At 66.2% G+C, this 20873-nt stretch carries 19 protein-coding genes; 12 read left to right on the forward strand and 7 right to left on the reverse strand.

From position 1 onward, the window contains the following. Positions 1-20: 20 nt before the first annotated feature. Together U4012_RS16495 and U4012_RS16500 are read left to right on the forward strand one after the other, a co-directional pair. The gene (locus U4012_RS16495) at positions 21-857 is read left to right on the forward strand and encodes an ABC transporter permease (protein ID WP_044845306.1); all 837 of its coding nucleotides are present in this window, start codon (positions 21-23) and stop codon (positions 855-857) included. A gap of 261 nt (positions 858-1118) precedes the next feature. After that, positions 1119-2582: an MFS transporter gene (locus U4012_RS16500; protein ID WP_321799978.1), complete on the forward strand. Its 1464-nt coding sequence runs from the start codon at positions 1119-1121 to the stop codon at positions 2580-2582. Between the two features lie 82 nt (positions 2583-2664). On the opposite strand, the gene U4012_RS16505 is transcribed toward U4012_RS16500, so the two are convergent. After that, complete coding sequence (locus tag U4012_RS16505; RefSeq protein ID WP_321799980.1) at positions 2665-4404, reverse strand: S53 family serine peptidase; 1740 nt, start codon at positions 4402-4404, stop codon at positions 2665-2667. A 699-nt stretch (positions 4405-5103) separates the two neighbouring features. Between U4012_RS16505 and U4012_RS16510 the strand changes: the two genes are divergently transcribed. Genes U4012_RS16510 through U4012_RS16520 form a run of 3 tightly spaced genes read left to right on the forward strand, consistent with a single transcriptional unit; the run spans position 5104 to position 6289 of the window. Then, the gene (locus U4012_RS16510; protein ID WP_044845308.1) at positions 5104-5430 is read left to right on the forward strand and encodes an ArsR/SmtB family transcription factor; all 327 of its coding nucleotides are present in this window, start codon (positions 5104-5106) and stop codon (positions 5428-5430) included. Then, on the forward strand, positions 5427-5858 hold the full coding sequence (locus U4012_RS16515; RefSeq protein WP_124892012.1) for an SRPBCC family protein: 432 nt from the start codon (positions 5427-5429) through the stop codon (positions 5856-5858). The genes U4012_RS16510 and U4012_RS16515 overlap by 4 nt, the downstream gene beginning before the upstream one ends. Beyond that, a complete protein-coding gene (locus U4012_RS16520; RefSeq protein WP_321799983.1) occupies positions 5855-6289 on the forward strand; it encodes a DUF1801 domain-containing protein in 435 nt (144 codons plus the stop codon). Before U4012_RS16515 ends, U4012_RS16520 begins: the two co-directional genes overlap by 4 nt. Before the next feature lie 117 nt (positions 6290-6406). On the opposite strand, the gene acnA is transcribed toward U4012_RS16520, so the two are convergent. From acnA to U4012_RS16545, 5 genes are all read right to left on the reverse strand, one after another. Then, the gene (gene acnA / locus U4012_RS16525) at positions 6407-9124 is read right to left on the reverse strand and encodes an aconitate hydratase AcnA (protein ID WP_257774885.1); all 2718 of its coding nucleotides are present in this window, start codon (positions 9122-9124) and stop codon (positions 6407-6409) included. Between the two features lie 52 nt (positions 9125-9176). Then, the gene (locus U4012_RS16530) at positions 9177-10628 is read right to left on the reverse strand and encodes a bifunctional 2-methylcitrate dehydratase/aconitate hydratase (RefSeq protein WP_321799987.1); all 1452 of its coding nucleotides are present in this window, start codon (positions 10626-10628) and stop codon (positions 9177-9179) included. Positions 10629-10650: 22 nt separating this feature from the next. Beyond that, complete coding sequence (locus U4012_RS16535) at positions 10651-11160, reverse strand: hypothetical protein (RefSeq protein ID WP_044845313.1); 510 nt, start codon at positions 11158-11160, stop codon at positions 10651-10653. A gap of 224 nt (positions 11161-11384) precedes the next feature. Then, positions 11385-12389 (reverse strand): HpcH/HpaI aldolase/citrate lyase family protein, encoded by a 1005-nt coding sequence (locus U4012_RS16540; protein ID WP_321799989.1) that lies wholly within the window; start codon positions 12387-12389, stop codon positions 11385-11387. A gap of 183 nt (positions 12390-12572) precedes the next feature. After that, on the reverse strand, positions 12573-13559 hold the full coding sequence (locus U4012_RS16545) for a malate dehydrogenase (protein WP_044843799.1): 987 nt from the start codon (positions 13557-13559) through the stop codon (positions 12573-12575). Between the two features lie 288 nt (positions 13560-13847). On the opposite strand from U4012_RS16545, the gene U4012_RS16550 reads away from it, so the two are divergent. The 7 genes from U4012_RS16550 (at position 13848) to gltA (ending at position 19786) form a co-directional block, all read left to right on the forward strand. Next, positions 13848-14678: a GntR family transcriptional regulator gene (locus tag U4012_RS16550; protein ID WP_082088449.1), complete on the forward strand. Its 831-nt coding sequence runs from the start codon at positions 13848-13850 to the stop codon at positions 14676-14678. 170 nt (positions 14679-14848) lie between these two features. After that, a complete protein-coding gene (gene sdhC / locus U4012_RS16555; protein ID WP_012365678.1) occupies positions 14849-15265 on the forward strand; it encodes a succinate dehydrogenase, cytochrome b556 subunit in 417 nt (138 codons plus the stop codon). Between the two features lie 4 nt (positions 15266-15269). Then, the gene (sdhD, locus tag U4012_RS16560; RefSeq protein ID WP_006399546.1) at positions 15270-15638 is read left to right on the forward strand and encodes a succinate dehydrogenase, hydrophobic membrane anchor protein; all 369 of its coding nucleotides are present in this window, start codon (positions 15270-15272) and stop codon (positions 15636-15638) included. Between the two features lie 3 nt (positions 15639-15641). Next, on the forward strand, positions 15642-17417 hold the full coding sequence (sdhA, locus tag U4012_RS16565; RefSeq protein ID WP_044843800.1) for a succinate dehydrogenase flavoprotein subunit: 1776 nt from the start codon (positions 15642-15644) through the stop codon (positions 17415-17417). 21 nt (positions 17418-17438) lie between these two features. Further along, on the forward strand, positions 17439-18140 hold the full coding sequence (locus U4012_RS16570; protein WP_011658352.1) for a succinate dehydrogenase iron-sulfur subunit: 702 nt from the start codon (positions 17439-17441) through the stop codon (positions 18138-18140). A gap of 6 nt (positions 18141-18146) precedes the next feature. Beyond that, positions 18147-18419 (forward strand): succinate dehydrogenase assembly factor 2, encoded by a 273-nt coding sequence (locus U4012_RS16575; protein WP_321799995.1) that lies wholly within the window; start codon positions 18147-18149, stop codon positions 18417-18419. 65 nt (positions 18420-18484) lie between these two features. Further along, a complete protein-coding gene (gene gltA / locus U4012_RS16580; RefSeq protein ID WP_014899964.1) occupies positions 18485-19786 on the forward strand; it encodes a citrate synthase in 1302 nt (433 codons plus the stop codon). 90 nt (positions 19787-19876) lie between these two features. On the opposite strand, the gene U4012_RS16585 is transcribed toward gltA, so the two are convergent. Then, the gene (locus U4012_RS16585) at positions 19877-20860 is read right to left on the reverse strand and encodes an AraC family transcriptional regulator (protein ID WP_321799999.1); all 984 of its coding nucleotides are present in this window, start codon (positions 20858-20860) and stop codon (positions 19877-19879) included. Between the last annotated feature and the right edge of the window lie 13 nt (positions 20861-20873).

A 20873-nucleotide genomic window follows, 5' to 3' on the forward strand; every position in this document is an offset into this window, starting at 1 on the left:
ACGGGAAGGGGAAGCCGACCATGAAACTCGCCAGGCCGCTGTTCGCGCCGCACATGTCGTTCGCCGAGCGCGCGTGGTACGTCGCATTGCGCGTGCTCGTCGTGCTGACGCTGCTGTACCTGATCCTGCCGGTGCTCGCGATCGTGCCGCTGTCGTTTTCGTCGAGCACGTTCCTCGTCTATCCGATTCCGGGCTTCTCGACGCGCTGGTACGAGAACCTGATCGCATCCGACGAGTGGCGGATGGCCGCGAAGAACAGCTTCATCGTCGCGCCGTCGGCGACCGTCGTCGCGACCGTGCTCGGCACGCTCGCCGCGATCGGCCTCACGAAGGCGGACTTCCGCGGCAAGGGGCTGCTGATGGCCGTGCTGCTGTCGCCGATGATCGTGCCGGTCGTCGTGGTCGGCGTCGGCATGTACCTGTTCTTCGCGCCGCTCGGGCTCGCGAACACCTACACCGGCCTGATCGCCGCGCACGCGGCGCTCGGCGTGCCGTTCGTCGTGACGACCGTGGCCGCGACGCTGCAGGGCTTCAACCAGAACCTGGTGCGCGCGAGCCTGTCGCTCGGCGCGAACCCCGTCACGACGTTCTTCCGCGTGACGCTGCCGGTGATCGCGCCGGGCGTGATGTCGGGCGCGCTGTTCGCGTTCGCGACGTCGTTCGACGAAGTCGTCGTCACGCTGTTCCTCGCGGGCGCGGACCAGACGACGCTGCCGCGCCAGATGTTTACCGGCATTCGCGAGAACATCAGCCCGACGATCGCCGCGCTCGCGACGATCCTGATCATCTTCTCGACGAGCCTGCTGCTCGCGCTCGAATGGCTGCGCGGCCGCAACGCGCGGCGCGCGGTGTCGTAACGGCGGCCGGATGCGTGACGTTGAGCCGGCTGCCGGGCCGGCGATCGTTGCGTTCGCAACGAAGCCGCGCGCCTGACCCGGCGCGGCGAAGCTTTCGTTTCGCTGACTGACGAAGCGGTTGCCTGCACGTTCGATGCGGCTCTGCAACAATACGGCTCGTGGTGCCGCGCGTTCCGTTGCCGTCGCACGCACGGAGCGCCCGTTGCCGCGCCGCTCAATCCGCGACGCCGCGCGTCGCTCGTCAGTCAGCCGAGCCTCATCTTGTCCGAATTCGCATCCCCCGCCGGCACCCGGGAGCCGGCCGTCAACTGGCGCGCGATGTCCGCCGTGCTGCTGGCCGTCGCGCTCGCGACGCTCGACACCGCGATCGCGAACACCGCGCTGCCCGCGATCGCCGCCGACCTGCACGCGTCGCCGGCCGCGTCGGTGTGGATCATCAACGCGTACCAGCTCGCGATGGTCGCGACGCTGCTGCCGTTCGCGTCGCTCGGCGACATCGTCGGCCACAAGCGCGTGTATGTCGGCGGCCTTGCGGTGTTCACGCTCGCGTCGCTCGGCTGCTCGCTCGCGGCGACGCTGCCGCAGCTGACGGCGGCGCGGATCGTGCAGGGCTTCGGCGCGAGCGCGATCATGAGTGTGAACGTCGCGCTGATCCGCAACCTGTTTCCCGCGCACCGGCTCGGGCGCGGCGTCGGCTTCAACGCGCTCGTCGTCGGCGTGTCGTTCGCGGTGGGGCCGACGATCGCGTCGCTGATCCTGTCGCTGGCCGCATGGCCGTGGCTGTTCGCGGTGAACGTGCCGCTCGGCGTGCTCGCGCTTGCCGTGGCGATTCCGTCGCTGCCGCAGACGGCGCGCGGCAAGCACGCGTTCGATCCGCTCGCCGCGCTGTTCAACGTGATCACGTTCGCGTCGCTGATCTTCGCGCTCGGCGAATTCGCGCAGCGCGGGCCGCTGTCCGTCGTGTTCGCGGCCGCCGCGGTCGCGCTCGCGTTCGGCTGGCTGCTGATCCGCCGCCAGGCCGGGCATCCGGCGCCGATGCTGCCGGTCGACCTGTTTCGCCGACCCGTGTTCACGCTGTCCGCGCTGACGGCCGTGTGCGCGTTTGCCGCGCAGGGGCTCGCGTTCGTGTCGCTGCCGTTCTACTTCGAAACCGTCCTGCATCGCGACGCGGTCGAGACCGGGTTCCTGATGACGCCGTGGTCGGCGATCGTCGCGCTCGCCGCGCCGATCGCGGGCCGCTTGTCCGACCGTTATCCGCCCGGATTGCTCGGTGCGATCGGGCTCGCGTTGCTCAGCGCGGGGATGGTGTCGCTCGCCGCATTGCCGGCAGCGCCGAGCGTCGTCGACATCGGCTGGCGGATGATGCTGTGCGGCGCGGGCTTCGGCTTCTTCCAGTCGCCGAACCTGAAGGCGCTGATGTCGAGCGCGCCGCCCGAGCGCAGCGGCGGTGCGAGCGGGATCATCGCGACCGCGCGGCTGATCGGGCAGGCGACCGGCGCGGCGCTCGTCGCGCTGTCGTTCGGGATCGCGGGGCGTCACGGGCCGACGCTCGCGCTGATGCTCGGGGCGGGTTTTGCCGGGGCGGCGAGCGTGGCGAGCGGGCTGCGGCTCTTCGCGCCATCGCACCGGGCCGGCGCGCCGGTTGCGTCGGTCGCCTCGGTCGCCTCGGTCGCCTCGGTCGCGACGACAGCGACGACAGCGACGAACGAGCAGGCGACGGAGTAGGGCTCCGCGCCCGCCCGCTGCCCGAATCTTTCCCGGCCGGTGCGCGGCGAACGACCGCCGCGCGCCGGCCTTCGCGTCGGGCTCAGAAGCCGCCCGTCTGGATCAGCTTGTTGAGGTTCGCGATGTTCAGGCTGCCGAAGCCGGTCGTCAGATCCCAGCCGGTGCCTGCTCTGTAGCCATACCCCTGATAGCCGTTGTTCCCTGACACGACGTCATAGCGCACGAGCGACGGATTCGACGGGATGTCCGCATAGAACTTCGCGGCCGGGAAACCGAGGCCGGTGCCGTTCGCCGCGAGCAGACGCGCCCAGAAGCCGGTGAAGATCGGCGCGGCGAGGCTCGTGCCGCCGATCTGCTGCAACTGGCCGTAGTTGTAGATGTACGCGCCCGTGCTTTGCGCGGCATCGAACGATACGTCGGGCAACTGACGATTGCTGCCCGATTGCCACGCCGGCGCCGGCAGCACCGTGCTGACGCCGCCGCCCGTCGCCCACAGCTTGCCGTTGCCGTCGAGGCCTTCGTTCCACACCGTTTCGTTCGAGAACGCACCCGCCGACGTGGTGTACAGCGTCGTGCCGCCGATCGCGAGCACGTGCGGCGACGCGGCCGGCCACGACACCGTGTAGTTCGCGCCGTCCGGATAGCCGCGGTTGTTGCACTCGTACACGCCTTCGTCGCCCGACGACACCGAGAACGTCTGACCCTGCGCGGCAGCCGTCGTGAAGATCTGCTCTTCGGCGTCGATCGTGCCGTCCGCGTTCGCGTCGGTCTCGCACCAGCCGAGCGACACGTTGATCACCTTCGCGGTGTTGTCCGACACCGCGCGGTTGAACGCCTGCGTGAGCCCCGTGTTGCCGGCGGCGTTCAGGTCCGCCATGTAGAACACGAGCTTGCCGACCTGGCCGCCGGCCGAGCCGACGATCGACTGGCTGTCGAGATCCCATTCACCCTGGCCGTCCTGGTCGTCGCTGTAGCTGCCGGTCGTGCCGGTGCCGTTGGTCTTCACGGTCTGGGTCGCGACCGTGCCGTAGCCGTTGCTCGACGTGAACTGCTTCAGGTCCTGCAGCGTCTGCGACACGCCGCCGATCGTGACGATGCCGACGCTCACGCCTGCCGCGGTCGGCACGCCGGTCGCGTTGTAGAGGCCCGGGAATTCCTTCGGATAGTGGCCGGTGGCCGTGCCGGCCGCGAGCGCCTGCGGCTTCGCGACGTTGCCGATGCGCAGCATCGGCCGTGCGCGCGCGACGTTCTGCAGCCCGAGCACCGAGCCGACGACGTCTCCGAGCGCGCGCGGCACCTGCGCGGTCGACGCGTTCGCGAAGCCCGAGCGGCCCGCGTACTCGAAGTGCACGAGCGACGTGTTGAACGCGGTCTTCACCGTGCCGGCCGTGCCGCGCGCGGACACCAGCAGCCGGTTCGGCGCGACCTCGATATTCACGAAGCCGCTCTTGCGCAGATAGTCGACGACCGATTTCACTTGCGCGTCGGTGGGCGCGTAGCTGGCGAGGAACTGTTCGTGCGTCAGGTACTGGCGGTAATGCGCGTTGCCGGGCCGGTTCACGTCGTGCGCGAGCTGCTTGAGCTGCGCGGCGTTGCGCAGCTTCAGGCTGACGACGATGTCGGCCGTTTCGCCGGCCGCGAGTTCGAGCGAAGGTGCGGCGCTGCGCGCCATCAATTGCGGGCCGGTCAGAAAGGCCTTCGTGTGGGTGTCGACCCAGTCCGTCGCCGCATGTGCCGCGCCGGCGGCGAGCACGAGCGGCCACGCGCACGCGAGGCGGCGCGGCGACGGAAGGGGAAGGGCAAACCAGGCGTTCCTTTTCATCGGGAGTCCTTTTTAGGAGAGACGACGTTGCTGGAAGCCCCGGCCCTTGTGGGGCCGCGAGCGGTGACGAGCGTAGGGCGTCGGTGCCGTTCAGGTAGCTGCCAGTTTCCATAGCTGTCAGTTCTGACATCGGCGTGCTCGCGTGCCGGCGATGCGTCGTTCATGCATGCGGCAGCGGCCCGCGGCAAAGGGAACCGGTTCGCCACGTGCCGCGCACCGGTCGCTGGCGTTTGCGCGCACGACTCGTTCGTCGTGGCAGCGGAATGTGCGCGATTGCAGAGCGAAGGGCCGTGTGCGAATGGCGCTTTCGATCGCGCGTGAACGCATTGCGCGTTGCAATATGTGGTCAGGCGTTGCCGCGCGGCCGGCGCGACGACGTACGAATGCGCGAATGCACAAAAACGGAACCCGTCGATCGCGCGCGTTTCCCGAACTGTGGAACGGCGTGGTGGCGAGTCTTGCAGCGTGCTTTCGGTTGGAGCGTCCGGCGAGCGGATTAGAGGAAACGCTCGAATCGGACGGTGGCGCTGCCTCGACGCGCGCGTGATGTTCTTCGCAAGCCGATTCGCCGCCATTCCGTCCGTTCCGGCGAACGGCCCCGCTGCAGGATCGCCTGATGCTTCCTGCGAAATCGCTCCTTGACGTGCGTCGATCCCGAGATATTCTTGAATCCATAACTATCGGGTTATGAATCAAGCCATGCAAAACGTTCCCGACATGCTGTTCAGGACGCTCGCCGATCCGACCCGCCGCGCGCTCTTCGAGCGGCTGTGCGAGGAGGGCGAGCTGACGGTTGCCGCGCTGACGGCGCACGCAGGCGTGACGCAGCCGGCGGTATCGAAGCATCTGGGGGTACTGAAGCAGGCCGGGCTCGTGAGCGACCGCCACGAAGGCCGGCAGACGCACTACAGCGCGCAGCCGCAAGCGCTGACTCCGTTGATCGACTGGACCAGCCAGATGGCAGGCTTCTGGCAGAACCGGTTCGACGCGCTCGAAGATCTGCTCAAGAGGATGGATCAGTCATGAACCAGGCCACCACTGAAACACGCACCGTCGTCGTCGAACGGGAACTGTCGCATCCGCCGGAGAAGGTCTGGCGTGCGCTCACGCAACCGCATCTGATCGAGGCATGGCTGATGCAGAGCGATTTCGAGCCCGTCGCGGGCCGCGCGTTCAGCTTCCGCGCGGACTGGGGTTCGGTCGACTGCACGTTGCTGACGATCGAGCCGCAGCGCGTGCTGTCCTACACGTGGGCCGCGTACGGCCTGGAAAGCGTCGTCACCTGGACGCTCACGCCGACGCCGGTCGGCACGCTGTTGCGGATGGAGCAGGCCGGTTTCCGCGCGGATCAGGAGCAGGCATACCGCGGTGCGCAGCACGGCTGGACGCAGTTCTTCGCGTCGCTCGAGCAGGTGCTCGCGCGCCCCGATGACGACGAGGAGGGCCGTGCATGAGCGCCTCTGACCTGGAACCGTCGGCCCGCATCGACGCGCTGATTGCCGGCATCGCCGACTGGCGCGGCAAGACGTTCGCGGATCTGCGCGAGACGATCCTTGCCGCCGACGAAGGCATCGTCGAGGAATGGAAATGGATGGGCAGCCCGGTGTGGTCGTGCGACGGGATGATCGCGGTCGCGAACGCGCACAAGGGCAAGGTGAAGCTCACGTTCATGCATGGCGCGCACCTGCCCGATCCCGACCGGCTGTTCAATGCGGGCCTTGAAGGCAATGCGCGGCGTGCGATCGATTTCCTCGAAGGCGACAAGCTCGACAAGCGGGCGCTGAAGCGTCTCGTTCGCGCGGCGATCGACTACAACCGCGCGCACCTGAAGAAGAACGCGCGGCCGGCCGCAGGCGGCAGGACGCGAGCCGACAAGGCCGCATGACGCACCGGCGCGCCGGCACACCGCCGCGCAGGCAAAAAAAAGCCCGACACGAGGTCGGGCTTCCAAATCGGCCGCAACCGCCGCGAGGCGGCTGCGGCACCTGCAAAAGCAGGACGCTTACGCTGCGAGCAGCGAGCGCAGCACGAACGGCAGGATACCGCCGTGCTTGTAGTAGTCGACTTCGATCGGCGTATCGATGCGCAGCAGCACCGGCACGCGGGTCGTTTCGCCGTTCTTGCGGTGAATCACGAGCGTGACGTCCTGCTGCGGCTTGAAGTCGTCGCCGAGGCCTTCGATGTCGTAGGTCTCTTCGCCGGTGATGCCGAGCGACTGGATGCTGTCCGCGCCCTTGAACTGCAGCGGCAGCACGCCCATGCCGACGAGGTTCGAGCGGTGGATCCGCTCGAAGCTGCGTGCGATCACGGCCTTCACGCCGAGCAGCTGCGTGCCCTTCGCGGCCCAGTCGCGCGACGAGCCCGTGCCGTACTCTTCGCCCGCGAACACGACGGTCGGCGTGTCGGCGTCGACGTACTTCATCGCCGCATCGTAGATCGACAGCTGTTCGCCGCTCGGCTGGTGAATCGTCAGGCCGCCTTCGACGCGCGTGCCGTCCGCCTTCGCCGGGATCATCAGGTTCTTGATCCGGACGTTCGCGAACGTGCCGCGCATCATCACGTCGTGGTTGCCGCGGCGCGAACCGTAGCTGTTGAAGTCGGCCTTCTGCACGCCGTTCTCCTTCAGCCACTTGCCTGCCGGCGAGTCTTCCTTGATCGAGCCTGCCGGGCTGATGTGGTCGGTCGTGACCGAGTCACCGAAGATGCCCAGCGCGCGCGCGCCCTTGACCGTCGGGATCGAATCGGCCGGCTCCATCGAGAAGTCGTTGCCGAAGAACGGCGGCTCCGCGATGTAGGTCGACTTCGGCCAGTCGTAGACCTGGCCCGTCTCGCCCTCGATCTTGCTCCAGAGGTCGCCCTTCTTGGTCAGCTTCGAGTAGTTGTCCTCGAACTTCTTCGGGTCGAGCGCGAACTTGAGCAGCGCGTGGATTTCCTCGCTCGTCGGCCAGATGTCGCCGAGGTAGATGTCGTAGCCGTCCTTGCCCTTGCCGACCGGCTCGGTCATCAGGTCGCGCGTGATGTTGCCGGCGATCGCGTAGGCGACGACCAGCGGCGGCGACGCGAGGAAGTTCGCGCGGATGTTCGGGTGGATGCGCGCTTCGAAGTTACGGTTGCCCGACAGCACGGCTGCCGCGACGATGTCGTTCTTCGTGATCGCTTCGTTCAGTTCCGGCGTCAGGTCGCCCGCGTTGCCGATACAGGTCGTGCAGCCGTAGGCGGCGACTTCGAAGCCGAGCTTCGCGAGGTAGGGCAGCAGGCCCGTCTTCGTCAGGTATTCGGTGACGATGCGCGATCCCGGCGCGAGCGAGGTCTTGATGTGCGGTGCGACGGTCAGGCCGGCTTCGACGGCCTTCTTCGCGAGCAGGCCGGCAGCCAGCAGCACGCTCGGGTTCGACGTGTTCGTGCACGACGTGATCGCGGCGATCAGCACGTCGCCGTTCTTCACGTCGACGCCGTTGCTCGTCGTGTACTGCGTGCCCAGGTCGTCCGCCTTCTTCGCGAAGCCGTTTTCCGCGACCGGCTTCGAGAACAGCTCGGTGAACGTCGACTTGACGTTGCCGATCTCGATGCGGTCCTGCGGGCGCTTCGGGCCGGCCAGCGACGGGGCGACGGTTGCAAGATCCAGCGTGACCGTCTTCGTGTAGTCGATGTCGCCGGCCTTCGGAATGCCGAACAGCTTCTGTGCCTTGAAGTAGTTCTCGAACGCGGCGATTTCCGCCTTCGTGCGGCCCGTGCCTTCGAAGTATTCGATGGTCTTTTCGTCGACCGGGAAGAAGCCCATCGTCGCGCCGTATTCCGGCGCCATGTTGCCGATCGTCGCGCGGTCCGGCAGCGACAGCGACTTCGTGCCTTCGCCGAAGAACTCGACGAACTTGCCGACGACCTTTTCCTTGCGCAGCATTTCGGTGATCGTCAGCACCAGGTCGGTGGCCGTCACGCCTTCGCGCAGCTTGCCCTTCAGCTCGACGCCGACGACGTCCGGCGTCAGGAAGTACACCGGCTGGCCGAGCATGCCGGCTTCAGCCTCGATGCCGCCCACGCCCCAGCCGACCACGCCGATGCCGTTGATCATCGTCGTGTGGCTGTCCGTGCCGACGAGGGTATCCGGGTAGTACACGGTGTCGCCGCCGTCCGTCTTCTTGTGGACGCCGCGCGCGAGATATTCGAGGTTCACCTGGTGGACGATGCCGACGCCCGGCGGCACGACCTTGAACGTGTCGAACGCCTGCATGCCCCACTTCATGAACTGGTAGCGCTCGTTGTTGCGCTGGAATTCCAGCTTCATGTTCAGGTCGAGCGCGTCCTTCTGGCGGAAGTAGTCGATCTGGACCGAGTGGTCGACGACGAGATCGACCGGGACCAGCGGCTCGATCTTCTTCGGATTCTTGCCCGAACGCTCCGCGACGCCGCGCATGGCCGCGATGTCGGCGAGCAGCGGCACGCCCGTGAAGTCCTGCAGCACCACGCGCGACACGACGAAGGGAATCTCGTCGACGCGCTTCGCGGTCGGCTGCCAGTTCGCGAGCTGCTCGATGTGTTCTTCGGTGATCTTCTTGCCGTCGTAGTTGCGCAGCACGGACTCGAGCACGATACGGATCGACACCGGCAGGCGCTCGATCTTCGTCTTCAGTTCCTTGCCGAGCTGCGGCAGCGAGTAGAACTTGCCTTTGCCGGAACCGCTGTCGAATTCCTTGAGGGTCTTGTGGAGATTGTGGGCCATGGTGATTTTCCTGGGTTTAAGGCTAGGAAACAAAGAGTCCTGTAGATGACGGCTATATCACATACAAGTCGACGTACTCATCGACCGGCATCGCTTCGAGCTTTGCCTGGTCCAGCGACACGTCGAGAATCGCTTGTTGCTGCTTTGCCGGGAAACGGCGGGCGAGGTTGGTCCGGAACTTCTCGACCAGGAGCGGGATGCCGTCCGCACGGCGTCGCTGATGGCCGATCGGGTATTCGACCGCTACTTCGGCAAGCGTGGACCCGTCCGCGAATTCGATCGTCAGCGCATTCGCGATCGACCGCTTGGCCGGGTCATGGTAATCCTTCGTGAACTGCGGATCCTCGACGCACACGGTTTTCGCGCGCAGCGCGTCGATGCGCGGATCGGCGGCGACCGCGTCTTCGTAATCGGCCGCGGTCAGCCGGCCGAACAGCAGCGGCACGGCGACCATGTACTGGATGCAGTGGTCGCGATCGGCCGGATTGGCGAGCGGGCCCTGCTTGTCGATGATGCGGATCGCGGCCGCGTGCGTGCGGATCGTGATCCGGCTGATCTCGTCGGTCGTGCGGCCCGCCGCGGCGAGCTGCGCGTGCAGCTGCAGCGCGGCCTCGGCGGCCGTCTGCGCATGGAATTCGGCGGGGAACGCGATCTTGAACAGCACGTTTTCCATCACGTACGTGCCGTACGGGCGCTGGAAGCGGAACGGCTTGCCGTCGAACAGCACTTCGTAGAAGCCCCAGGTTTTCGCGGTGAGCGCCGACGGGTAGCCCATTTCACCCGTTTTCGCGATCAGCGCGAGGCGCACCGCGCGGGACGTCGCGTCGCCGGCCGCCCACGACTTGCGCGAACCGGTGTTCGGCGCGTGGCGGTAGGTGCGCAGCGCGTGGCCGTCGACGAATGCGTTGGATACCGCGTTGATCAGCTCGTCGCGCGTGAGCCCGAGCAGGCGGCCGACGACGGCCGTCGACGCCACTTTCACGAGCAGCACGTGGTCGAGCCCGACCGCGTTGAATGAATTCTCGAGTGCGAGGCAGCCCTGGATCTCGTGGGCCTGGATCATCGCGACGAGCACGTCGCGCATCGCAAGCGGCTTCCTGCCGGCCGCGACGGCCGTGCGGGACAGCCAGTCGGCCGTCGCCAGGATCCCGCCGAGGTTGTCGGACGGATGACCCCATTCGGCGGCGAGCCAGGTGTCGTTGAAGTCCAGCCAGCGGATCATCGCGCCGAGGTCGAAAGCGGCCTGGACGGGATCGAGCTGGAAGGACGTGCCGGGCACCTTCGCGCCGTTCGGCACGATCGTGCCGGGCACGACGGGGCCGAGCAGCTTGGTGCAGGCCGGGTAGGACAGCGCCTCGAGTCCGCATCCGAGCGTGTCGATCAGGCAATGACGCGCCGTCTCCAGCGCGAGCGCGCTGTCGATGCCGGTGTTCAGCACGTAGTCGACGATATCGACGAGTACCGTATCCGGAGCGGGGCGGACGTTGGAGACCGAGGCGGACATCGAGGAGCTCGGGAGAGCGCGCTTAGTTCGTTGCCGGCTTCAGCTCGTTCGATTGCGTCGGAGCCGGCGTGCCTTGCGCCATTTCCGGCGTCACGCATTCGTCGGCGAGACGCTCGCCGCCGTTCGCGTCGCTGAACAGCATCGCCTTGCTCGGGATCACGACCAGCTTGAAGCCCGCGGCCGGATCGTAGAACGTGTCGGCGCCCGTCGTCGTGGCCTGACGCGGCAGCTTGTAGTTCTTCTTCGCCCAGTGAACCGTGACGACCTGGTCACGCTTCATGTCGCCGGCGAGGTCGAACGACAGGCCGTCCTTGCACGACCACTTGGCCGCGCCGTCCGGTACCGGATCGACCTTGGCCGCGGCACGCGCCTGCGCCTTCTTGCTGCGCGGAACGATGCGCTTGGCCGGCGCCGGGCGCTTGGCCGTCTTCTTCGCAGTCGTCGCCGTATCCTGGGCGAACGCGCTCGGAGCCGACACCAGCATCGTGGCGGACAAGGCGCCGATGGCGGTAGCGATCAGGAGTTTCTTCATGGAGTCAGAACCTTTCGATAATCAGTTGACAAGGGCCGGCAGCTGACACCGCCGGCCGGTTTGAAACTGCACGCGCCCCGGAAGCGCGCAGCGGCCGCTATTTTCACCTATTTGGCCGCGCACATATCAGGTTTTCGGGCTCCGTTACGTTTTTTGTCGTTTCGCAAAACCCGTCTCGGGTTCGCGCCCCGGTGATTCGATGAAATTCGTGTGTCGGCGCGCGCTCACCGCGCGTCTCCGGCGGCCGGGCCGAACAGCGGCGCGGCCTCGACGGGCACCGGCTGGCCGGTCGCCCGCGCGCGGCGCAGCACCGACCAGTAATAGCGGTAGCTCGCGCGATCGTGCAGTGTATCGCCGTGGCGCGTCGGGCCCCAGTCGGCGGCCTGCGCCGCCAGCAGGATCTCGGCGGCCAGCGCGACTTCATCGGTGCGTGGCGCGAACGCGTCGACGATCGGGCGGATCTGCGCGGGATGGATGCTCCACATCCGCGTGAACGCGAACTCGTCGCGCGCGCGTCGCGCGTCGCCGGCGACGACGGCCATGTCGCGCACTTCCGTCGTCACGTTGTGCGACGGCGTCTTGCCGTGCGCGTGGCAGGCGGCGGCGATTTCCAGCTTCGCGCGGCGCACGAGCGGATGGTCGAACTGGCCGGGCGAGCGCATCGCCGCATCGGGAATCGCGCCGTGATGCGCGGACACGAAGTCCATCAGCCCGAAGCTCAGCGTGCCGACCAGCGGCAGCGCGGCGAGCGCGGCCGCCTGGGCGAGCGCGCCGTGCGTCTCGACCAGCACGTCCACCGGAATCGGCTGCGCGAGGCCGAGCTCGCGGCGCGTGCCTTCGATGAACGCGACCATCTCGGCCGCGTCGGCGGCGCTCGCGATTTTCGGCAGCGTGACGTAGGCCGGCGCGCGCGCGGCGCGCAGCACGATGCGCACGTCGTCGCGCCAGTGGGGATGGGAAAAGTCGTGGATGCGGACGCCGACCCGCCCGAAGCGGTTCTCGGCGCCGCCGAGGCATTCGGCGACGAGCTGCGCGTGCGCGGCTTCCTGGCCGACGGCCGCGCCGTCCTCGCAGTCGAGCGTGATGTCGAACACGGGGCCGAGTTCGGCCTGGAGCGCGAGCGACTTGCGCATCAGCTTCTCGCTGCCCGCGTAGTGATCGCAGCAGGGCAGGATCGCGGGCGGGGACGCCCCGTCGTACAGCACTTGTGCAGGAGTGAGCGCGGACATCTCTTCTACGTCAAGGAAGCGGGCAACGTGGAGAAAATCGGATTCGGGCACGTTCTGGGCCGGCGCGCTGGGCGCCTGGAGCGGCAAAACGTGCCCGGATCGGATCGGGCGGCGGGGCCGGCTGCAGCCCCGCCGCCCGTGCCGTGGCCGGCCGCCCGCAGGCGGCCCGGCCATGCAGCCTGCTTAGTTCTTCAGCAGGTGGGCGACGCCGTCGCGCTCTTCGAGCAGCTCGGCCAGCGTGCCGTCCATCTTCTCGCGCGAGAACGCGTCGATTTCGAGGCCTTCGACGCGCTTGTACTCGCCGTTTTCGCACGTGACGGGCACGCCGTAGATGATGTCTTCGGGGATGCCGTACGAGCCGTCCGACGGGATGCCCATCGTGACCCACTTGCCGTTCGTGCCGAGGACCCAGTCACGCACGTGGTCGATCGCCGCGTTGGCTGCCGACGCCGCCGACGACAGGCCGCGCGCTTCGATGATCGCCGCGCCGCGCTTGCCGACGGTCGGGATGAACGTGTCGCGGTTCCACACGTCGTCGTTGATCAGCTTCAGCAGCGACTCGCCTTCGACGGTCGCGAAGCGGAAGTCGGGGTACATCGTCGGCGAGTGGTTGCCCCACACGGCGAGCTTCTCGATCGACGCGACCGGCTTGCCCGACTTGGCGGCGAGCTGCGACAGCGCGCGGTTGTGGTCGAGGCGCAGCATCGCCGTGAAGTTCTTCTTCGGCAGATCCGGTGCCGACTTCATCGCGATGTATGCGTTGGTGTTCGCCGGGTTGCCGACGACCAGCACCTTCACGTCGCGGCTCGCGACTTCGTTCAGCGCAGCGCCCTGGACCGTGAAGATCTCGGCGTTCGCCGACAGCAGGTCCTTGCGCTCCATGCCCTTCGAGCGCGGACGTGCACCGACCAGCAGCGCGACGTCTGCATCCTTGAATGCAACCTTCGGATCGTCGGTGATCACGACGCCCGCGAGCAGCGGGAACGCGCAATCGTCGAGTTCCATCACGACGCCTTTGACGGCGGCTTGGGCTTGCGGGAGGTCGAGCAGTTGCAGGATGACCGGCTGGTCCTTGCCGAGCAGGTCGCCGTTCGCGATGCGGAACAGCAGGGAGTAAGCGATTTGACCTGCGGCGCCGGTGACGGCAACGCGCTTTGCGGGCTTAGCCATTGAAAATCTCCAGGACGGGTGAAGCGGTGGACGCTAGGCAAAACGCCATTCTATGCGCGTTACGCGTAGCGTTGCATTGAAGCAGGGCGGAGGATTCGCGAAAGGCAGACGCGGTGAACCTGGAGACGGCCGTGGCACGTAGCCGGGGACGCATTTTGCACCCGCGAACCCTTGCTCGCCCCGGAGTGTAGGAGCCGATGGACCCAAAGTCAAACGGTATCATATGTCTTATATAAGACAGATGTTTTGCGGAATTTGAGTGGACGAAAAAGCGCGGTTTGTGATGAAATGCGCGCCATGACATCGAACCAGGCGAACAACGCGAATCCGACCGGCGCAGGCGGCCCAGGGCAGCCGGGCGCGGGCGATTCCGTGCCGGCGCCTGCGCCGGCCGCTTCGCCGTCGCCGACCTTCAGTCCGTTATACCAGCAGATCAAGTCATTGATCACGCAAAGTCTCGAATCCGGTGAATGGAAGCCGGGCGAGATCATCCCGAGCGAGGTGGAGCTGGCTGCCCGTTACAAGGTCAGCCAGGGCACCGTTCGCAAGGCGATCGACGAACTGGCCGCGGAAAACCTCGTGGTCCGGCGGCAGGGCAAAGGTACTTTTGTTGCGACGCACAATGAAGATCGCGCGCAGTTCCGCTTCCTGCGGCTACTGGCTGACGACGGCGCCGAGCATCCGCACGTGAGCCGCCTGCTCGAATGCCGGCGCCTGCGCGCGCCGGCCGAGATCGCGCGGCAGCTCGACCTGAAGCCGGCCGATCCGGTCGTGCAGGTGCGTCGCCTGCTGGAGTTCGAGAACGAAGTGACGGTGCTCGACGAGATCTGGCTGCCGGGCGCGATGTTCCGCGGGCTCACGTTCGAGCGGCTGAGCGAGTACAAGGGCCCGCTCTACGCGATGTTCGAGACGGAATTCGGCACGCGGATGATCCGCGCGACGGAGAAGATCCGCGCGGTGGCGGCGGAGCCGGCGGTGGCCGACCTGCTGCACGTGCCGGCGGGTTTTCCGTTGCTGTCGGTCGAGCGCGTGTCCTATACATACGGAGACCGGCCGGTGGAAGTGCGGCGCGGCTGGTATGTCACAACCGGGTATTACTATCAGAATGACTTGAGCTGACGACGGATCGGCACAAGCAGCGTGCACGCGGGTTTCGCATTTTCGCGTAGCACGTTTCGGGCCGCCTATATTCCCGTTCGCGTAATGATCCAGAGCAGACTTTCGCTGCAGCGCGATATAAAAAGGCGCTAAAATCGCGGATTAGTGTGACAACATAGTAGGGGTCTAGCATGACTGACGCAGTAAGAAAGCCGAGGCCGGAATACCGGAACATCGGAATCGGCGACATCACCTTGAAATATCGCATGCCGCTGGCGGCGATATTGTCGATTCTCCACCGAGTCAGCGGCGCGCTGCTGTTCCTGTTCCTGCCGTTCCTGCTGTTCCTCTTCGACCAGAGCCTCACCTCCGAGCTCAGCTTCGAAGTCTTCAAGGCTTTCCTCTCCAACATCGTCGTCAAGCTGATCGTCCTCGCGCTGTCCTGGGCGTTCCTCCACCATTTCTGCGCCGGCATTCGCCACCTGCTGATGGACGTCAACCACGACGCCGTCTCGAAGGAAGGCGGCAAGCGGACGGCCGTCGTCGTCTTTGTCGTCTCGATCGCGCTGACGATCGCCATGGCACTCAAACTGTTCGGAGCATTCTAAGAAAATGGCAGCCAATAACCGAATCGGCTCGAAGCGCCTCGTCGTCGGCGCTCACTACGGCCTGCGCGACTGGCTCGCGCAGCGCGTCACCGCCACGATCATGGCGGTCTACACGGTCATTCTGCTCGTCCTGTTCTTCGGCGCGCATGACTTCTCGTACGAAGGCTGGGCATCGATCTTCTCCGCGCAATGGATGAAGCTCGCGACCTTCGTGACGCTGCTTTCCCTCTTCTACCACGCATGGGTCGGCGTGCGCGACATCTGGATGGACTACGTGAAGCCCGTCGGTGTGCGCCTGCTGCTGCAATCGCTGACCATCGTCTGGCTGCTCGCATGTGCGGGCTACGCCGCGCAGATTCTCTGGAGAGTGTAAAGAATGGCTGCAATCAAAACTTCCCTGCCGCGCCGCAAGTTCGACGTGGTGATCGTCGGCGCGGGCGGCTCGGGCTTGCGCGCAGCGCTGCAACTGTCGCGCGCGGGCCTGTCGGTCGGCGTGCTGTCGAAGGTGTTCCCGACCCGTTCGCACACGGTGGCCGCACAGGGCGGCATCGGCGCGTCGCTCGGCAACATGAGCGAAGACAACTGGCACTTCCACTTCTACGACACGATCAAGGGTTCCGACTGGCTCGGCGACCAGGACGCGATCGAGTTCATGTGCCGCGAAGCACCGAACGTCGTGTACGAACTGGAACACTTCGGCATGCCGTTCGACCGTAACGCGGACGGCACGATCTACCAGCGTCCGTTCGGCGGCCACACCGCGAACTACGGCGAGAAGCCGGTCCAGCGCGCATGCGCGGCCGCCGACCGTACCGGTCACGCGCTGCTGCACACGCTGTACCAGCAGAACGTCGAGGCGAAGACGCAGTTCTTCGTCGAATGGATGGCGCTCGACCTGATCCGCGACGCGGACGGCGACGTGCTCGGCGTGACGGCCCTCGAGATGGAGACGGGCGACGTCTACATCATGGAAGGCAAGACGACGCTGTTCGCGACGGGCGGCGCAGGCCGGATCTTCGCGGCATCGACCAACGCGTTCATCAACACCGGCGACGGCCTCGGCATGGCTGCACGCTCGGGCATCGCGCTGCAGGACATGGAGTTCTGGCAGTTCCACCCGACCGGCGTGGCCGGCGCGGGCGTGCTGATCACCGAAGGCGTGCGCGGCGAAGGCGGTATCCTGCGCAACGCGAACGGCGAGCGCTTCATGGAACGCTACGCACCGACGCTGAAGGACCTGGCGCCGCGTGACTTCGTGTCGCGTTCGATGGACCAGGAAATCAAGGAAGGTCGCGGCGTCGGTCCGAACAAGGATCACGTGCTGCTCGACCTGTCGCACATCGGCGCCGAGACGATCATGAAGCGTCTGCCGTCGATCCGCGAAATCGCGCTGAAGTTCGCGAACGTCGACGCGATCAAGGAACCGATCCCGGTCGTCCCGACGATCCACTACCAGATGGGCGGCATCCCGACCAACATCCACGGTCAGGTCGTCGGCACGTCGCGCGGCCACAAGGATCCGGTCAACGGCTTCTACGCAGTGGGCGAGTGCTCGTGCGTGTCCGTGCACGGCGCGAACCGCCTCGGCACGAACTCGCTGCTGGACCTCGTGGTGTTCGGCCGTGCGGCCGGCAACCACATCGTCGAGCACGTGAAGAACCAGAAGGAACACAAGCCGCTGCCGGCCGATGCAGGCGAATTCTCGCTGGCGCGTCTGAACAAGCTCGACAAGTCGAGCTCGGGCGAGTACACGCAGGACGTCGCGAACGACATCCGCGCGACGATGCAGAAGCACGCAGGCGTGTTCCGCACGTCGGCGCTGCTGAAGGAAGGCGTCGACCAGATGGCCGGCCTGAAGGCCCGCGTGGAAAACATCCACCTGAAGGACAAGTCGAAGGTGTTCAACACCGCGCGCGTCGAAGCGCTCGAGCTGGAGAACCTGATCGAAGTCGCCCGCGCGACGATGGTGTCGGCGGAAGCGCGCAAGGAAAGCCGCGGCGCGCACGCGCACAGCGATTACGAACACCGCGACGACGACAACTGGCTGCGCCACACGCTGTGGTACAGCGAAGGCGATCGCCTCGACTACAAGCCGGTTCAAATGAAGCCGCTGACGGTCGACTCCGTGCCGCCGAAGCCGCGCACGTTCTAAGCCGAGTCAAAGGAATCCGAAATGGCAAAACGCATTTTTGAAGTCTACCGCTACGATCCGGACAAGGACGCGGCACCGCGCATGCAGACGTACGAGCTCGAGATCCAGCATGAGCGCATGCTGCTCGACGCACTGGTCAAGCTGAAGGCCGTCGACGAGACGCTGTCGTTCCGCCGTTCGTGCCGCGAAGGCGTGTGCGGTTCGGACGCGATGAACATCAACGGCAAGAACGGTCTCGCGTGCCTGACGAACCTGAACGACCTGCCGCAGAAGATCGTGCTGCGCCCGCTGCCGGGCCTGCCCGTCGTGCGCGACCTGATCGTCGACATGACGCACTTCTTCAACCAGTATCACTCGATCAAGCCGTACCTGATCAACGACGCGCCGCCGCCGGAGAAGGAACGCCTCCAGTCGCCGGAAGAACGCGACGAGCTCGACGGCGTGTACGAGTGCATTCTGTGCGCAAGCTGCTCGACGTCGTGCCCGAGCTTCTGGTGGAACCCGGACAAGTTCGTCGGCCCGGCCGGCCTGCTGCAGGCTTACCGCTTCATCGCGGATAGCCGCGACACCGCCACCGGCGAGCGTCTCGACAACCTGGAAGACCCGTACCGTCTGTTCCGTTGCCACACGATCATGAACTGCGTCGACGTTTGCCCGAAGGGCCTGAACCCGACGAAGGCGATCGGCAAGATCAAGGAACTGATGGTTCGCCGCGCGGTTTAAAGTTTGATGAGCGACGAATCGCATCAATCCGACCCGCACCGTCGCGCGCGCCTCCGCTGGCGCGCGCGGCGGGGTCTGCTGGAAAACGACATCGTATTCGAGCGTTTCTTCAGCAGATACGAGCATGACCTCACCGATGCAGACGTAGGCGCGTTGTCGCGCCTGCTCGATCTGAGCGACAACGACCTGATGGACTTGCTCCTCGCGCGCAAGGAACCAGAGGGCGACCTAGACAGCCAGGACATTCACCGGCTGTTGGAGATGCTGCGCAACGTGTAACGCCAAGGTGTAACGCGCTGTGCCCGTTATCGAATCCCGTTTCTATTTTCGATTGAGGATGTGCCATGACTCCGTCTGATGTTAAAGCCACGCTATCGTTCAGCGACAACTCGCCGAGCGTCGAACTGCCGATCTACAAGGGCACGATGGGCCCGGACGTGATCGACATCCGCAAGCTGTACGGCCAGACCGGCAAGTTCACGTACGACCCGGGCTTCATGTCGACGGCAGCTTGTAATTCGGCGATCACGTACATCGACGGCGACAAGGGCGAACTGCTGTACCGCGGCTACCCGATCGACAACCTCGCGCAGAACGCCGACTTCCTCGAGTCCTGCTACCTGCTGCTGAAGGGCGAGCTGCCGAACGCGGCGCAAAAGAAGGAATTCGTCGACACCGTCACGAAGCACACGATGGTGCACGAGCAGATGCACTTCTTCTTCCGTGGCTTCCGCCGCGACGCGCACCCGATGGCGATCCTGGTCGCCGCGGTCGGCGCGCTGTCCGCGTTCTACCACGACTCGCTCGACATCAACGACCCGCGTCACCGCGAAGTGTCGGCGATCCGCATGATCGCGAAGCTGCCGACGCTCGTCGCGATGGCGTACAAGTACAGCATCGGCCAGCCGTTCGTGTATCCGAAGAACTCGCTGTCGTACAGCGCGAACTTCATGCACATGATGTTCTCGAACCCGTGCGAAGAGTACAAGGTCAACGACGTGCTCGTCCGCGCACTCGACCGCATCCTGATTCTGCACGCCGACCACGAGCAGAACGCATCGACGTCGACGGTCCGCCTGGCCGGCTCGTCGGGCGCGAACCCGTTCGCGTGTATCGCGGCCGGTATCGCGTGTCTGTGGGGCCCGGCGCACGGTGGTGCGAACGAAGCCGCGCTGAACATGCTCGAGCAGATCGGTTCGCCGGACAACATCCCCGAATTCATCAAGCAGGTGAAGGACAAGAATTCGGGCGTGAAGCTGATGGGCTTCGGTCACCGCGTGTACAAGAACTACGACCCGCGTGCGAAGCTGATGCGCGAAACGTGCTACGAAGTGCTGAACGAACTCGGCCTGCACGACGACCCGCTGTTCAAGCTCGCGATGCAGCTCGAGAAGATCGCGCTGGAAGACGAATACTTCGTGTCGCGCAAGCTGTACCCGAACGTCGACTTCTACTCGGGTATCGTCCAGCGCGCGCTGGGCATCCCGACGTCGATGTTCACGTGTATCTTCGCGATGGCACGTACGGTTGGCTGGATCGCACAGTGGAACGAAATGATCGCGGATCCGGAACAGAAGATCGGCCGTCCGCGTCAGCTGTTCATCGGCGACACGCCGCGCGAAGCGAAGCCGATCAACGCACGTTAAGTCGTGCGCGGCGCGAACGGCCGCAAGGCCGCTCGCGTCCGGCAACCGCAACGCCCCGACACCCCGGTGGGACATCCCGCCGGGGTGTTTTCATTTGCGCGGCCGACGCTGGCCCGAGCCGGCGCGGCGTTCCAGCGACGGCGGGCGTGCGTCGAGCGGCGGCGAGTCGGTGTCGCTGTCGGGCGCGTGGCCGTATTGCGCGAAGAACTGCCGGTATGCTCCGGGCGTCATCCCGCGCGCGGCGAGGAACTGGCGGTTGAAGTTCGCGGCGTTCGGAATGCCGCAGCGCGCGGCGACCGTCGCGATCGGCCAGTCGGTGCCGACCAGATGGCGGCACGCATGCGCGAGCCGCAGCCGCTGCACGTAGCGGCCGACGCTTTCGCCGAGGTGCCGTACGAACAACCGCTGCAGCGTGCGTTCGGACATGTGCGCGACGGCCGCGAGCGCATCGACGCGCAGCGGCTCGTGGAACTGCCGGTCGATCGCGTCGAGCACGCGATCGAGCCGCTCGGCTTCGGGCGCGGCGGCGTTCGCGGACGGCGACGCTGCATCGGGTTGATCGTAGGCCTGCGCGGTGGCGAGCGGTTCGCCGCCGGCGTCCGCGAGATCGGTGAGCGTGTCGAGTGCGGCCGCGAGGCGAATGCGCGGCGAAGGGTCGAGCAACTGCGGCAGCCGCGCGCGCATCGCACGGGCCGTATCGGCGTCGAATGCGAGGCCGGGCGCCGCGCGCCGCAGCAGCGAGCGCAGCGGCGCGTACTCGGGGCAGCAGTCGGCCACGCGTCGTGCCCAGTCACCGTCGAACCAGACGACGAGCGCGACTTCCGGCGCCGCGCGATCGATGCGCGCATTCGACGACCACGTATGCGGCAGGTTGGGCGGCACGAGCACCAGATCGTCGTCCGCATAGCGCGCGACGTGATCGCCGATGAAGCGCTGGCCGCGGCTGTTCAGCGTCAGCGTCAGTTCGTACTCGGGATGACGGTGCCATTCGAACGGAATGCGTGCGAGCTGGCGGTGGTACACGCGGATCGAACAGCCGGGGGCGAACGTCACGTGCTCGTACTGCGGTTTCATCGCGGCCTCCGGG

This window comes from Burkholderia sp. BCC1988 (genome assembly GCF_905339895.1).
GTDB lineage: Bacteria > Pseudomonadota > Gammaproteobacteria > Burkholderiales > Burkholderiaceae > Burkholderia.